The sequence below is a fragment of the Exiguobacterium sp. KKBO11 genome (genome assembly GCF_001644945.1).
GTDB lineage: Bacteria > Bacillota > Bacilli > Exiguobacteriales > Exiguobacteriaceae > Exiguobacterium_A > Exiguobacterium_A abrahamii.
The window spans coordinates 259498-274176 of record NZ_LUCU01000011.1; the positions used below are offsets into that span (position 1 = coordinate 259498).

Here is a 14679-nt window from a genome sequence, read left to right on the forward strand (position 1 = left end):
GCGGACTTAGCGGTCCGCTTTTTTGCGTGCTGGTATAAAAAGCGAAAGAAGTGAGAGTGTACTGATCGAGAGTGTCGAAATTAAAGCAATCGGTAGAGGGATGGCGCGGAACATATACGTGAAGTGGATCAAGATTAAAAAAAGGATGATAGCAAGACCAGGAATGAACTTCTTAGAGAGCAGCATACCCGATCCAGGAACAAGTAACTCGAAACCGAGCCGTTGATTGAGTCGGACATCTTCATGTGCATTAGCCAAGCTAAACGATACGGTCAACGCGACAAGAATCATCCAGCCGGAAAATAAGTATTGTTGAATCGGCAAAAAAGCAATGGATTCATAAATGAAATACAGTAAAACCATAGGTCAACTCCTTCATATCATTATGTTATTTGGAAAAGCATTGAAAGTTTGGCTTACGAATTCTAATGATACCGAGTCGAGAATCGGAGAGCAATCAAAAATCGTTTAGAATGAAATAAAAGAATGTTCACACATTTTAATAAAAGGGGAAAATCATTTAGTATGTGTATTAAATACTTTCAAGAATCGTTTAAACAAAAGCTTTTTTGAAATGGTAGCGCTCTCATGAAATATGTCGGATTTGTGGACGAAAGATGTGATTTAGACAAATGAGAGCCGATGACTGTTCGAAGGAATGATTTTCTTTTAAAATAAAGGTAATGAAATAGAAGGAGGCGAAACGAGGGCATGAAAAAATGGCTAATCATCGGAGTAGCAGCAGTAGCCTTTTTCGGCTACGAAAACATTCCAATGGAACAAGCAGAAGCCGATTACCCGAAAAGCGGCGGCAAGCTGATTGATCGATATAGCAGTGAGTATCCGGGATACGACTGGGAAGTCAGACGGACATCAACGGAGGAATTCGTCGCCTTGACGAAGGATGGAAAAGATTATGGGAAGTATCGTTTCAAGAACGGGGTGACGACGCAAGGCGCGGTCTTGAATAAGGATACGGAATCTTCCTTGAAGAAAAAAGGTTGGACCGCAGTGAAGTCCTATCGTAAAGGCAATACGAACTACATGTTGAATCTGGATCATGCCGCCGTCTATGAGAAGAAAGGCAATTACGTGACATATTTCTTCGATCAACATGACGGCAATAAAGTCAAAGCGACGCTTGCGATTCCAAAAGACGTCGAAGCGAAGAAAAAAGGCTTCTACGGTACGGCGTCGAATGCGTTACGAACGACAGATGAGAAACTGATGCTTCGGTTGATGAACTGGGAACGAGCCGACTATAAATTAAATCCATTAGCACCGTACACGGCACTGAAGCCGGTTACACGTGGTCACAGCGAAAACATGGCGAAGAATAATTTCTTCTCGCATACGGATCCACAAGGGCGTGACCCGTTCGATCGAATGAAACAAGGCGGTATCAAGTTCATGGGAGCCGGTGAGAATCTCTCGATGGGCTATCCGAATGTCTTTGCGGCGCATTGGGGCTTGATGAACTCGAAAGGACACCGCGATAACATCCTTCAAAAGAGCTTCAAGCAGGCGGATGTCGGTGTAGCATTCCGAGACAACGCACCGTACTTCACGATTAATTTCCGAACACCTTAAATAGAAGAATGGAGGACGATATCGCTCGATGTCGTCCTCTTTTTTACGAGTTAGTTCGTTCTATACTACAGGTAGGGGGTGGAGCAGTTGAAAATACGTCAATTGACGGCAGAAGATGCAACTCGTTACAAAGCATTGCGGTTAGAAGCCTTACGAAACCATCCGGAGGCATTCGGCTCTGATTATGAAGCAGAAAAAGATCGACCCATCGAACGGTACGCAACTCGTCTTGAAAGCGAACAGTCGATGACGTTCGGTGCGTTTCATGAAAATGAACTCGTCGGTGTCGTCACTATCGTCTGCTCCGAGCCAGTCAAGATGCGACATCGAGCGAATCTATTTGCGATGTACGTTACGCCACGCGCCCGAAAGCAACAGGTCGGACGACAACTCGTAGAAGAGGCATTACGTAGATTAAAGCAGCATCCTGTGATCGAGCAAGTCCATCTCTCGGTCGTCCGGACGAATGAAGCTGCTAAAGCGTTGTATCGATCACTTGGTTTTGAATCATACGCGATTGAACCGCGGGCGCTGAAAATCGATGATACCTATCATGATGAAGAACTGATGTGGTATCGGTTCTAACACAAAATGACCGGAATTCAAAGAGAGGTGATCTCGTTGAATTCCGGTCGTTTTTTACATCAGTTTGCCCATTCAGGTTTACTGAAGCCTTTGAATGATTTTTCGATGACTGTATTGAAAGCGTCCGATTCGACGGCTGCTTTTAAGTCTTTTGCGACTTGCTTGTCCGCATCTTTCGTTTGGACAGCGACGAGGTTACGGTATTGTTCGTCCATCGTCTCAAGCGCTAACGCATCAAGTAAGTCGAATTTCGCAGCAAGTGCGAAGTTTCCTGGAACGGCTGAAATGTCGACACTTTCGACGGCGCGTGGCAATTGAGCCGCCTCGAGTGGTTTAATGACGAGTTTCTTCGGATTCTTGACGATATCTTTCTCTGAAACGGTTAGTGGATCAGCGTCCGGCTTCAGTTCAATCCAGCCTTGTTCCGCAAGCAAGTTCAGTGCCCGTGCTTGGTTCGTCGGATCATTCGGTGTCGCGACTTCAGCACCTGTCTTGACGTCGTCGAGTGTCTTCGCTGTCTTGCTGTATAGTCCCATCGGTGCTGTCGGAACCGTGATGAGTCCTTTTAAATCGAGGTTCTTTTCTTTAGAGAACGTCTTGAGATAGATCGAGTGTTGGAACAAGTTGGCGTCGATGTTCCCGCTACCGAGGGCGATGTTCGGTTGGATGTAATCGCTGAACTCGACGATTTCGACTTTATAGCCTTTCTTTTCGAGTTGCGGCTGGATCGCTTGTTTGACCATGTCGCTATACGGACCGCTCGTCGCACCAATCTTGATCGTCTTGTCTTTTTCGTCAGCACTGCTGTCTCCACATCCCGCGAGGACTCCTGCACCGAGTAAGGCTGTTGCTAAAAAGGCATATCGTTTTTTCATGATTCCACTCTCCCTTTGTATGTATGATTAGCGTTTATCTGTTTTTCGCGCCAGTTGATTGCCAAGTGCTTGAATACTTTGAACGATGACGATGAGCACGACGATCGTCACGATCATGATGAGATTATCGTAGCGATAATAACCGAAACGGATCGCGAGGTCACCAACACCTCCACCGCCGACGATACCAGCCATCGCTGAGAAGCCGATCAAGCTGATCGTCGTTAATGTGATGCCCTGAATGATGCCAGGGAGTGCTTCCGGTAAGAGGACACTGACGATGATCCGTAATGGTTTCGCCCCACATGCTTCCGCTGCTTCGATTAGACCAGGCGGAATTTCGCGCAGTGACGTCTCAACGAGTCGCGCGAGAAACGGAATCGCTGCGACACTGAGACTGACGGATGCTGCCGTCGGACCAATCGTATTGTCGAGTAAGAACTTCGTTAACGGAATGAGGGCAACCAGCAAGATGATGAACGGTAGCGACCGGACGATGTTGACGACGAAGTCAAGGACACGGCGGACGGCAAGGTTTTGAAAAAATAATCCCCGGTCGGTGACGAACAAGAGAATCCCGAGCGGAATCCCGACGACCAATGCAAAGGCAAGTGAAATTCCTACCATCCACGCCGTCTCGCCGAGTGCCTTCAAGAGCTCAGGTAACATCGTTTGAATACGATCAAGCCACATCCTGAATCACCTCGAGTGCATGAAGTTCCGTCGCGAGCCAGTCGAGGGCAGGAGCGATTTGGTCGGATGATCCCGTCAAGCTGACAATCAGGACACCGAAGGCGACGTCTTGAATGTAGTCGACCTTGCCGTGCAAGATGCTGACTGAGATATCGTAACGGCGGATTGCTTCTGATAACGTACTCTCACCGGTCTTCTCGCCCGTGAACTGCAAGCGGATGATCTTGCCTGGAGTTGCCTGTAAGATGCGTTCCGGCAATTCGATTTGTAGTGCCGTATCGACGTAATGTTGCGTCACTGGATGCTTGGCTTGACTGAACAGGTCATAGGTTGAGGAGACTTCAACGACTTCACCTTGCGACATGACCGCGACGCGATGGCAAATCTGTTTGACGACATCAATCTCATGCGTGATGAGGACGATCGTCAATCCGAGTCGTTCATTCAAATCCTTCAGCAGTTCAAGGATCTGTAGTGTCGTAACGGGGTCAAGAGCTGATGTCGCTTCGTCACATAACAAGACGGTCGGATCGTTCGCGAGTGCCCGGGCAATCCCGACGCGCTGTTTCTGCCCACCGCTTAATTGGCTCGGGAAGTTCGTCTCAAATCCTTCAAGTCCGACGAGCGAGACGAGTTCGCGAATTCGCTCCGGGAAATCTGCTCGTTTGACTCCAGCAGCCTTGAGCGCAAAAGCGATGTTATCCGCGACGTTGCGCGACTGGATCAATTGGAAATGCTGAAAGATCATTCCTGTCCGTAAGCGAAGTTGACGCAAATCTGCTTTTGACATTCCGCCAAGCGAGACACCGTCGACCTTGACGCTTCCCTGTGTCGGATGCTCGAGTCCGTTGATTAGGCGAAGTAACGTACTCTTACCGGCACCGGACTCACCGATGATCCCGAAGATTTCTCCTTTTTGGATCGTCAAATCGACATCCCGTAATGCAAAAATCGGGGTCCGATCTCGAACGAACCGTTTTGTAATGTGTTTGAATTCAATCATCCGCTCATCTCCTCATACAAAAAAAGTCGCTTTTTCCTAGTAGCGGAGCAACCAGAAAAAAGCGACGAAAGTGTAAGATTTCGTAACTTATCTCTCAGAATGAAAATCATTCTGTAGGATGTGGCACCGTTCCTTACAGGTGGTTGCCGGACGTCGTTGGGCCTAATCCCTCGGTCGCTCTCGATAAGTAGTTATGCTGTTGGGATTTACTTTAACGGAAATGATTCCCATCTGTCAAATGTTTTTTCAGAATTATTCCGCAACAGGTGTCCGGAACAGGTTGAGCGTTCCGATTCGATCGACGGCTTCTTCTAGACGTTCGACGTCAGCAATCAAGCTGATCCGGACGTAGCCTTCACCGTATTCGCCGAAGAAGGATCCAGGGGTCACGGCGACGTGTGCTTCGTCAAGCAGGTGATCGGTGAAGCTTTGGGACGTGTAACCTTCCGGAACAGGAAGCCAGACGAAGAAGGAACCGCCCGGTCGTGGTCCACTCCAACCAATCGCATCGAGTTTTGCGAACAACGCATCGCGTCGTGTTTCGTACAGACTGCTTAACTCGCGGACACATGTCTGGTCACTCGTCAGGGCGACGGTCGCAGCATGTTGAATCGGTGTGAAGGCACTGACGTAGAGATGTTCTTGGTACGTCTCGATGCTTGAGATGACGGACGGATTACCAATCGCAAAGGCGATCCGGAAGCCGGACATGTTGAAGCGTTTTGAGAGTGAGAATAGCTCGATCCCGACGTCTTTTGCCCCTTCCGTCTGCAGGAAGCTTCGCGTCGGACCATCGAAACTGATGCCGCCGTATGCTAAGTCATGGACGACACAGATATCATGGGCATCGGCGAAAGCGACTGTCTGTTCGAAGGCTTCTGCCGTCGCGGTCGCACCCGTCGGATTACTCGGGTAGTTGAGGAACAACATCCGGGCACGCTCGACGTCCGTCGTATCAAGTAAGTCGTAATCCGGTAAGAAGTTATTTTTTTCAAGCAACGGAAGCGTGATCGGGAATGCACCAGCAAGTGCTGCGCCAGACAGGTAATCCGGGTATCCTGGATCCGGAACGATGACTCCTTCTCCAGGGTTGACGATTGTCTGCGGTAAGGCGACGATACCGGCTTTACTACCGAGGAGAATCGCGACTTCCGTTGCTGGATCGATTGTGACACCGAACTCAGTCGCGTAAAAGCTAGCGACGGCTTGCTTTAGAAAATCATGTCCACGAAACGGTGGATATTGAAGGTTCGTTGGCTCGTCGATGGCTTGTTTTAAGGCATCGAGAATATGTACAGGCGTCGTCTGGTCAGGCGTTCCTTGACCAAGTGTGATGACATCGTGTCCGGCAGCTTTTACAGCACCGATTCGGTTCGCGAGTTCAGCGAAGACAGGAGCAGGAAGCCGATCAATGGCGATGGATGGAGCGAAATGTTTCATGGATGAATGCCTCCTTCGTGGTATTGTCGTCAAGGATAACGAATATTCAGTCAAAAGAAAAGAACTTTTTCGAAATTCAAAAAAATTGTCGGATAAACAGGTACAGATAAGTGGAGCGGGAATAAAGAGTAGGGAGAGGAGTGGGAAGATGAAGCGAGCTAACTGGAAAGAGGCAGTCGTCTATCAAGTCTACTGGCGTAGCTTTAAAGATTCGAACGGGGATGGGATCGGTGATTTAAGAGGTGTCATCGACAAGCTTGATTACATCGCTTCAATTGGTGTCGATGTCGTGTGGTTGAATCCGTGTTATCATTCCCCGGACGTCGATAACGGCTATGATATTGCCGATTATTACGAGATCATGGAAAAAGCGGGAACGATGGGAGATCTCCAGGAGTTGATCACTGCCGCTCATGCCCGTGGATTGAAGGTCATTCTCGATTTAGTCGTGAACCATACGAGTGACCAGCATGACTGGTTCCGTCAGTCGCGGGAGCGGATCAACGATAAGGATGACTGGTATATCTGGCAGGATGGCACGAAAGAGACGCCTCCGAACAACTGGCGCTCGTACTTTGCGCCAAGCCCATGGACGTGGAGTGAAGAGCGCGGGCAGTATTATTTTCATTCCTTCGCCAAAGAACAGCCCGACTTAAACTGGGAGCACCCAGCTGTGAGGCAAGCGATCTACGATATGATGAACTGGTGGATCGCTCAAGGGATCGACGGCTTCCGGATGGATGTCATCAACTTGATCAAAAAACGGTCGTTCGAGGATGTCGCCAATCCGTTTGATCTATCGTACCTTGGAAATCAGCCAGGCGTGCATGACTTCTTGCAGGAGATGCATGCGAACGTCCTTGCGGGTAAAGAGTTATTCACAGTCGGTGAGATTCCGTTCGTTGGTCCGGAAGACGGGCTGTTATACGTCAGTGAAGATCGAGAAGAACTTCGGACGCTGTTTCACTTCGAGATCGCGGACGATATGGAGGCGATGGATCTTTTACGGTTCAAGGAAATTCAGAAACGCTGGTACGATGTCTTATACCCACTAGGCGTCAATTCACAGTTTCTCAACAACCATGATCATACACGACAAGTGACGCGCTTCGGCAGTGAACGGTATCGCGTCGAGAGCGCAAAACTACTCGGTTTGATGTTGCATACGTTACCCGGAATTCCATACGTGTATCAAGGAGAAGAGATCGGGATGACGGGGATTCGCTTCTCGGATCCGTCGCTCTATCAAGACGTCGCCTTTCGAAATCGATACGCGGAGCGCGTCGCTGGTGGAGAGGATCCGGAGGTCGTACTCTCGTCGATGCAGTTACTTGCCCGTGATAACTCCCGCACACCGATGCAGTGGGACGGTACACATGCAGCTGGCTTTACGAGTGGGAAACCATGGTTAGCCGTCAACCCGAATTATACGGACATCAATGTCGCGCAGGCAGAAGCGGATCCATCGTCCGTGCTTGCTTTTTACAAGTCGCTGATTCAGATGCGAAAGCAACATCCGATCATGGTTTACGGCACGTACCGAGACTTAGCGCTTCATGATCCGTATCTCTATATCTATGAACGGGAATTAGAGGGAGAAGTCTGGCGGATCGTCCTCAACGTACATGATGAACCGATGCAGACCGCCCTCATTTTACCGCATGAAAAATTGCTCGTATCAAACTATCCGGATAGCCCGGATATCTTGCGTCCCTACGAAGCACGCGTCTATCGTTATGCTGTTGCAGAACAGAATTGAACCACTGGACGAAAAAATGGGGCTAACTCAAAAAAAGAATGACGCGTCTTTTCACGCCCTTTCCTCAGGCGAGACACAAGCCCGTTTTCCTGCTTCATTCAAGCAGGAAAACGGGTCTTGTTTGTCTCTGAAGCGCATAAATGCGCTTATTCCTGTAGGAGTTGCGTGCGACGCGTCATTCTTTTTGTTATGAGATAAGGATGGCAGATTTTCATTCTGCCATCCTTATCTTTGGAAAGACTGACTTATGATACAGTCCCGTTTTAAGTGTGTGATTTGAATGGAGAAGATTTTTTCGTCTGTAAGACGTGTCCGAATCGATCGACAGCTTGGCGCATCTCGTAACTCGGTCCGAGAATGAGGGGACCGTGTCCGACGGCAAGAATATCTGGAGATAGTTCCGTCAGTTGATCAGCCGAGCGAAGGGCGACGTCCGGATCCCATGTCGCGAGTGCGGGGAACGGAAATTGCCAGCGGACATCACCGGAGACGGCGAGTCCCCCTTGCGTCTGAAAAGCATCTCCAGCGATCAACGTCCGACTCCCTTCATGCCAAAGCGAGATCGAACCAGGTGTATGCCCGGGTGAGGCGATGACACTGAGACTTCCGACTTGTTGACCACTCTCGAGCAATCGATCCGGTCGTGTTTTGATGTTTTTCGGAATACCCCCTTTTAAGGGTGTCGTTTCGCCTTCGCGTAGCGTCTCATCCCCACTGAGCAATGCAGCATCTCGGTAACTGATACAGACTTGAGCGAGAGGGAAGGCGTTCGCAAGGAAATCCAGTGAGCCGACATGATCGGCGTGCGCATGAGTCAGGATGATTGCACCGAGTGGTTTCTCTTGCTGTCGAATATAGTGATAGAGCGCCTTTGCGTTAATTCCGAGTCCAGCATCAATCAATGTTAAACTGTCTGCTTCTTCAAACAGGTAGCAGTTGACCGGGAAAAAGGATGGGGTCGTCTGCAGTTGATGTAAACGTTCGATTGTCGTGACACGCATCGGCTTCACTCCTTCAAAAAATGAATAGTCTTCTTCTTTAGTATCGTCTGTTTTTGAATAGGCGTCTAGACGAATTGTGTGTAAAAAGAGGCATCACCTCTAAAAAAGATGATCCCCCCTCTACGAATCATTCAAATGTTACGGCGAAGACGGCACCGGCGTGTGGTGCATCATCTCCGTTTGCAGCGGTCGTGACGAGCAATCGATCTTCGTAGAAAATCGGACACGTCGGATTTGCGACTGGGAAGTCGACATGAGCGAGTTTTTCACCAGTCGCAAGATTCCAACGGGTGATACATGATCCAGCATAATGCGCGATCCAAGCGTGACCTTCCGCGTCCTTCGTCATACCATCCGGGAACCCTTCTTCTTCTTCGAGATCAACGGCGACACGCTTATTCGAAAGTGGAGCGTCCGGAGCGTAGTCGAAGGCATAGACTTTTTTCGTCGGTGTATCGATGTGATAGAGCGTCTTGCCATCTTCTGACCAGACGAGTCCATTCGAGTTCGTCAAGTCTTCGTGCAAGACATCGATGGAGCCATCGTGACGCAGGCGGAACAATCCAGCGGTCTTACCGTCTTCTTCATTAATGCTACCGGCGACATATTGTCCGGTTGGATCAAGCTTTCCGTCATTCATCCGGTCGGAATCGGGTAGCGACAGTTGATGCTCAAGAGACAGATGTCCTTCTTTGAGATCAAACGTTCCGAATCCGTGTTCTGCCGTGACACGTAATAAATCCGGTGCATCCGTCAAGGCAATCGATGTGATGGCGCTTGGTAACGTATACGGTTTGAGTGCTTCTGTGACGAGATCATATGAGAAGAGAAGTTGATTCGGAATATCAACGAAATAAAAGCGCTTTGTTTTTGCGTCGTAAACAGGAGATTCGCCTGTCTTACATGCGACATCAATGAATAGGGAAACGGTCATAAGTACTCTTCCTCCTAAGTGGACGTCTTTTACGAGCAGTCCAGATAATAACAATTTAGTATACCTGTTTTGACGCGCAATCAAACCTGGATCAAACGGCTGATATACTAAAATAAACGTCTAAAAAAATAGCCTGCTATCAAAGCAGACTATCCGTACGAGCGTTATATCAGCGGCTCTTAACGAGCAAGTTGACCGCTTCCTTGACCAGTTCTTCGGTTTGTCCATCGCCGTTTTGTTCGGCGTCCTTGACGCACTCAATTAGATTCGAACTGACGACGACGCCGATCGTCCGGTCAATCGCAGAACGGGCAGCGGAGAGCTGGGTGATGACATCGCGGCAATCTTGCCCTTCTTCCATCATCCGTAAAATACCTCGTAGCTGTCCTTCGATCCGACTAACACGGTTCTTCATCTTCCGATCATAATCCATTTTTATTCCTCCGATTCCCGTTGACCTGACGTCATGTAGTATCTTTATGCTATGCCCATTACGGTATAACTGTCAATTCAGCAGAATTTTAAGCTATACTTTTATTAGAATTAGGGAATATGGATGTGGTGAAGATTTTTACTTAGAAAATGAATAAAATCGAAAACGATTTGGTGTCAGCTTGCGTATACTATATGATAAGGCTGACGTCAGAAGGAGGAGAAGGATGCACACTCAATCCGATGAATCGCTTTATCATCTGATGCGTAGCGGTGATGAGCAAGCCCTCGAGACATTGTACGATAAATACGAGCGGTTATTGTTTTCATTCGCCCATCGCTTTACGAATAATGACCGGTTGTCCGAAGAAGTCATACAAGAAGTGTGGATGAAGATTTGGAATGGTCGTGTTGATTTTGATACACAAAAAGGAAAGTTTTCATCGTGGATTTTAACGATTACACGTAACGCGGCACTGGATTGTCTCCGTCGTGAAAAACGACAACCGACAATCGAAGTCGAGGAGCGCGATGGTGGATACGACGAGCCGGTCGAGCGAACGGTCATGCAGCGGGAAACAGCTGCTGAAGTGCGCGGGGCGGTTAGTGAACTGAAGCCAGAGCAGCAAGAGCTGATTGAACTCGTTTACTTCCAGGGTATGACGCAGCAACAGATTTCAGAGCGACTCGATTTACCTCTTGGAACGGTCAAGACGCGAATCAGGAGCGCGATTCAAGCATTACGAAAACGAATGGATGGGAGGGAACGAGATGGAAGAACGTTGTCATGACTTAATCGATTATTTCAATGGAACATTATCCGCAGCAGATCGCGACGCGTTCGAAGCGCATCTTGCGACGTGTGAAGAATGTCGCGAAGCGCTTTTAGAAATGGAAGAACTCATGCTTCCCATCGCTGAATCGCTTCCGGAGCGACCCGTTCCTGCAGGTATGAAAGCACGGATTCTTGGAGAAGTCCTTGGTTCAGCAGAGACGGCGTCTCCTCAGGAAGCACCGATGACTACTCCGGTAGACATCAAACAAGCACGTCAGCAACAAACGAAGAAAAAAAGTGTCCCACTCGGCTGGTTGATGAGTATCGCCGCTGCCTTGATTCTCTCACTTGGTGCGAACGCCTACTTCCTCTCACAGGAAGAAAGCACGGATACACCCGAGACGTTAGCCATGGATGAGATCAAAGGGATGGGGAACTTCGAAAGCACAGAGTCCATCAAAGGATCAAGCATGATTTTCACGCAAAACGATAAATCGTACATGCTGGTCCAGTTGAAGGATTTACCACCCCTTCAAGAAGGGCAACTTTATCAGTTATGGACGATCGAAGGCGAAACACCTACTGCGAACGGTGTCATCGAAAAAGATGGAGAGGCAGCAGCTGTCTTCCCACTTAAAGGAGACGGCAAGGTGGACGCGGTCGCCATCACGGTCGAACCAGAACCGGATTTAGAAAAACCGACGGGCGAAATCGTCGCATCGGTCGCATTATAATCGATAGCTCTAGCGAATCCGTATCTTACGGATTCGCTTTTTTTGTGCAAGGTGCTGAATGGAATAAGCAAAAGCGCGTTGAAATGATAAGAAATCGAATGAATTTCTAATTTTTACTGAAGAAATGAGACCGAGCAGACGATAGTTAGGAGAATGACAGTCTATTAAGGAGAGGCCTCATACAATGAATGAATGGATCATCTTAACGAAACATTATGAAGTGACACTCGTCGTAGTGTCAGTGCTCGTTGCCATCATCGGATCATATGGTTCACTAGAGTTAAATCGGCGTCTAGCGAAGGCGACTTCCTTGAAGAAGCGTGCCTTGTTCCTCTCATCATTGACGATGGGATTATCAATCTGGGGAATGCATTTCGTCGGGATGGGGGCATTCGCCCTGTCGGTTACGGTTCGCTATGATTGGTTTTTAATGTTCTTATCCGTCATTCCTGCCATTTTAGCTGCTTTCATTGCCTTCCATCTCTTGTACTCGTCGACGATTACGAGAAATAAGGTGATTTTAGCGGGGGCACTGATGGGGGGCGGAATCGCCACGATGCATTATCTCGGAATGATGGCGATGCAGTTCGGTGGAACCGTTCGGTATGAGACAGGATTATTCCTCTTATCGGTTCTGATTGCCGTTACCGTCGCGTATATCGCTTTGCTACTGCTCCATCGCTTAAGACATGTCGATCAGAAACGGATCTTGATTCCCATCGCGGTCGTGATGGGGTTTGCCATCTCTTCGATGCATTATGTCGGAATGCTTGGTACATCGTTTTGTATCCCAGCTTCTAATGCCGAGATCATCGGCGACGCTCCAATCACGTCGAATATCTTAAACGAAGTCGCGATCCCCGTCTTCTTGATTGTCATCTTGATTGCTGGGCTCTATATTCACTTGGAACGACGTGCTCTACAAATGATGGCGTATACGGACCATTTGACCGGACTGCATAATCGGAGATGGCTTGACCATCACATGACGAAGGTCGATGCCCATTACGGTCGAGCGAAACAAGAGATGGCGATGGCTTTACTTGATCTTGATGGATACAAGTGGGTCAATGACACATTCGGTTTTGATAAGGGCGATGCGGTCATCCGGCAGTTCGCAGAACGGATGCTAGGGACGTTGAAGGAAGATGAAGCGTGCATTCGCTATAACGGCACCCAGTTCTTCCTCATCAAACGTGTTTCACAAGAAGACATGACAGAGGTCTTCGAACAGATTTTAGAGGACGTGCGTCAACCGATTGCGCTCGAGGATCAGCCGGTTCATTTGACGGCAACGATGGGCGTCATTTTACCGAACACAAAGGAATCGCTTGAAATGCGAATCGGTCAGATGGAAAGTGCGCTACGTGCTGGTAAGAACGAGGGACGTGATCGATTCATCGTGTACGATGATGCGCTACACTCCGATCGCAGGGAGCAATTGATCGTCGGTTCCTTACGCCGGGCGATGACGGATTTCAAGGAGTTCGCTCTCGTCTACCAACCGAAGATCGCACTCGCTACAGGAAAGGTCGATCAGGCGGAAGTCTTGATTCGCTGGAATCATCCGAAGTTTGGTTTCATCTCACCGGCGGAGTTCATCCCGCTTGCTGAAAAATACAGTTTAATTCACCGTTTGACCGAGTGGGTGTTGAAGGAGACCGTCGCACAGATGGAGATTTGGAAGAAGGAAGATTATTTCATTCGTCAAGTCTCTGTCAACTTATCCGCGATGCACTTCCGGTCCGAGTCACATAACGTGATGATTAAAGAGATCGTTCACCATTCCTTAAAGAGTGGAAGCGAGTTACAACTACAGCTCGAAATCACAGAAACATCCGTCATGGAGAATCTCGACCGAGCGATGATGATGCTCGGTGAACTGAAGCAACTCAGTCTGACGATTGCACTCGATGACTTCGGAACGGGTCTATCTTCACTGACACACTTAAAGCATCTCCCGATTGATATCCTGAAGATCGACAAGTCGTTCATCGATGAAGTCCCACATGACGAACGGGGAACAGCGATCACAGAAATGATCATTCAGCTTGCGAAGAGTCTTGGAATCGAAGTCGTCGCGGAAGGTGTTGAGACACTCGAACAGCATCTTTTCTTAAAGCGTCTCGGTTGCGATTATGGTCAAGGTTACTATTACAGTAAGCCGATGCACGTGAAGGATCTAAACCAGCGGACGATCGAAGAAACGGTTCTAAATGTCGGATAAGGCAATCCAAACGTGACTTCCGTTCGTATACTAGATAAGCATGCGAGGATGATGCATGCGACGTCTGGGGGGACGCAAAGCGCTGGAGGTTTTCACCAGCTCGTGCACGATGCAGACAGACATCCAGTACATTCGACTATACTCGATCAACTCAGCTTTCGACGCAGCACCTGTCTGTTCGAACACAAACAAAGGCAACTTCCACGATGGAAGTTGCCTTTTTCATTTTCGCTTATGAACGAACCGTTAGGACGCAGCCTGTTTGATCCGTCACGAGCACATTCGTATTAAAGTATTGTCCATCACTTTTTAGGATGAGCGCTTTTTTCTCCGCGTTGTAATCGAGTGTCATTTCTTGATCGAGGAAATGACTCGACCACCGCTTGACGAGAACGGGACCGACGTTTGAATCAATCGTCATGTCTTCCGGTGTCGCTTCATCGACGATGCGAATACTGAAAATACCAGAGTTTCCGCAACCACAACCCTCTGTATCGTAATAGAGGTGCAGTTGACCGGATACTTCACCGCGTAATTGGCGGATCCGCTCCTGAGCAGACGGTGTAAATGTGATATTCATGGTCATTCACTCCTTTCCTTTAGTATACGCCGTTTGAACAAGAAAGGAACG

General features: G+C 48.5%; 15 protein-coding genes and 1 riboswitch. Of the genes, 6 read left to right on the top strand and 9 right to left on the bottom strand.

Annotation, left to right across the window (positions count from 1 at the left end; all coding sequences use genetic code 11):
- Positions 1 to 6: 6 nt before the first annotated feature.
- The gene (locus tag AYO36_RS01520) at positions 7 to 363 is read right to left on the bottom strand and encodes a hypothetical protein (protein WP_064299344.1); all 357 of its coding nucleotides are present in this window, start codon (positions 361 to 363) and stop codon (positions 7 to 9) included.
- A 348-nt stretch (positions 364 to 711) separates the two neighbouring features.
- On the opposite strand from AYO36_RS01520, the gene AYO36_RS01525 reads away from it, so the two are divergent.
- Together AYO36_RS01525 and AYO36_RS01530 are read left to right on the top strand one after the other, a co-directional pair.
- Positions 712 to 1590: a CAP domain-containing protein gene (locus AYO36_RS01525; protein WP_064299345.1), complete on the top strand. Its 879-nt coding sequence runs from the start codon at positions 712 to 714 to the stop codon at positions 1588 to 1590.
- An 87-nt stretch (positions 1591 to 1677) separates the two neighbouring features.
- Positions 1678 to 2175 carry a GNAT family N-acetyltransferase gene (locus AYO36_RS01530; RefSeq protein ID WP_064299346.1) on the top strand — a complete coding sequence of 166 codons (498 nt, stop codon included), beginning with the start codon at positions 1678 to 1680 and terminating at the stop codon, positions 2173 to 2175.
- A gap of 59 nt (positions 2176 to 2234) precedes the next feature.
- Here AYO36_RS01530 and AYO36_RS01535 read toward each other — a convergent pair whose 3' ends face one another.
- From AYO36_RS01535 to AYO36_RS01550, 4 genes are all read right to left on the bottom strand, one after another.
- On the bottom strand, positions 2235 to 3050 hold the full coding sequence (locus AYO36_RS01535) for a MetQ/NlpA family ABC transporter substrate-binding protein (protein WP_064299347.1): 816 nt from the start codon (positions 3048 to 3050) through the stop codon (positions 2235 to 2237).
- A 27-nt stretch (positions 3051 to 3077) separates the two neighbouring features.
- Positions 3078 to 3743: a methionine ABC transporter permease gene (locus AYO36_RS01540; RefSeq protein ID WP_023469366.1), complete on the bottom strand. Its 666-nt coding sequence runs from the start codon at positions 3741 to 3743 to the stop codon at positions 3078 to 3080.
- Positions 3733 to 4746 (bottom strand): methionine ABC transporter ATP-binding protein, encoded by a 1014-nt coding sequence (locus tag AYO36_RS01545; RefSeq protein WP_064299348.1) that lies wholly within the window; start codon positions 4744 to 4746, stop codon positions 3733 to 3735. Before AYO36_RS01545 ends, AYO36_RS01540 begins: the two co-directional genes overlap by 11 nt.
- An 84-nt stretch (positions 4747 to 4830) precedes the next feature.
- Positions 4831 to 4936: riboswitch (SAM riboswitch) on the bottom strand.
- Positions 4937 to 4998: 62 nt separating this feature from the next.
- A complete protein-coding gene (locus AYO36_RS01550) occupies positions 4999 to 6186 on the bottom strand; it encodes an aminotransferase class I/II-fold pyridoxal phosphate-dependent enzyme (protein WP_064299349.1) in 1188 nt (395 codons plus the stop codon).
- Positions 6187 to 6334: 148 nt separating this feature from the next.
- Between AYO36_RS01550 and AYO36_RS01555 the strand changes: the two genes are divergently transcribed.
- Complete coding sequence (locus AYO36_RS01555) at positions 6335 to 7945, top strand: glycoside hydrolase family 13 protein (RefSeq protein WP_064299350.1); 1611 nt, start codon at positions 6335 to 6337, stop codon at positions 7943 to 7945.
- 263 nt (positions 7946 to 8208) lie between these two features.
- On the opposite strand, the gene AYO36_RS01560 is transcribed toward AYO36_RS01555, so the two are convergent.
- The 3 genes from AYO36_RS01560 to AYO36_RS01570 form a co-directional block, all read right to left on the bottom strand.
- Positions 8209 to 8946 carry an MBL fold metallo-hydrolase gene (locus tag AYO36_RS01560; protein WP_064299351.1) on the bottom strand — a complete coding sequence of 246 codons (738 nt, stop codon included), beginning with the start codon at positions 8944 to 8946 and terminating at the stop codon, positions 8209 to 8211.
- Between the two features lie 127 nt (positions 8947 to 9073).
- The gene (locus tag AYO36_RS01565) at positions 9074 to 9880 is read right to left on the bottom strand and encodes an SMP-30/gluconolactonase/LRE family protein (protein ID WP_064299352.1); all 807 of its coding nucleotides are present in this window, start codon (positions 9878 to 9880) and stop codon (positions 9074 to 9076) included.
- Between the two features lie 169 nt (positions 9881 to 10049).
- Positions 10050 to 10313, bottom strand: coding sequence for a metal-sensitive transcriptional regulator (locus AYO36_RS01570; RefSeq protein ID WP_023469359.1), 264 nt, complete (start codon positions 10311 to 10313; stop codon positions 10050 to 10052).
- A gap of 226 nt (positions 10314 to 10539) precedes the next feature.
- Here AYO36_RS01570 and AYO36_RS01575 point away from each other — a divergent pair, with 226 nt between their 5' ends.
- The 3 genes from AYO36_RS01575 (at position 10540) to AYO36_RS01585 (ending at position 14048) form a co-directional block, all read left to right on the top strand.
- On the top strand, positions 10540 to 11103 hold the full coding sequence (locus tag AYO36_RS01575) for an RNA polymerase sigma factor (RefSeq protein WP_058703803.1): 564 nt from the start codon (positions 10540 to 10542) through the stop codon (positions 11101 to 11103).
- A complete protein-coding gene (locus tag AYO36_RS01580; RefSeq protein WP_064299353.1) occupies positions 11084 to 11821 on the top strand; it encodes an anti-sigma factor in 738 nt (245 codons plus the stop codon). The genes AYO36_RS01575 and AYO36_RS01580 overlap by 20 nt, the downstream gene beginning before the upstream one ends.
- A gap of 184 nt (positions 11822 to 12005) precedes the next feature.
- Entirely contained in the window at positions 12006 to 14048 is a 2043-nt protein-coding gene (locus AYO36_RS01585; RefSeq protein WP_064299354.1) for a bifunctional diguanylate cyclase/phosphodiesterase, read from the top strand.
- A gap of 232 nt (positions 14049 to 14280) precedes the next feature.
- On the opposite strand, the gene AYO36_RS01590 is transcribed toward AYO36_RS01585, so the two are convergent.
- On the bottom strand, positions 14281 to 14628 hold the full coding sequence (locus tag AYO36_RS01590; protein ID WP_050678117.1) for an iron-sulfur cluster biosynthesis family protein: 348 nt from the start codon (positions 14626 to 14628) through the stop codon (positions 14281 to 14283).
- Positions 14629 to 14679 lie beyond the last annotated feature (51 nt).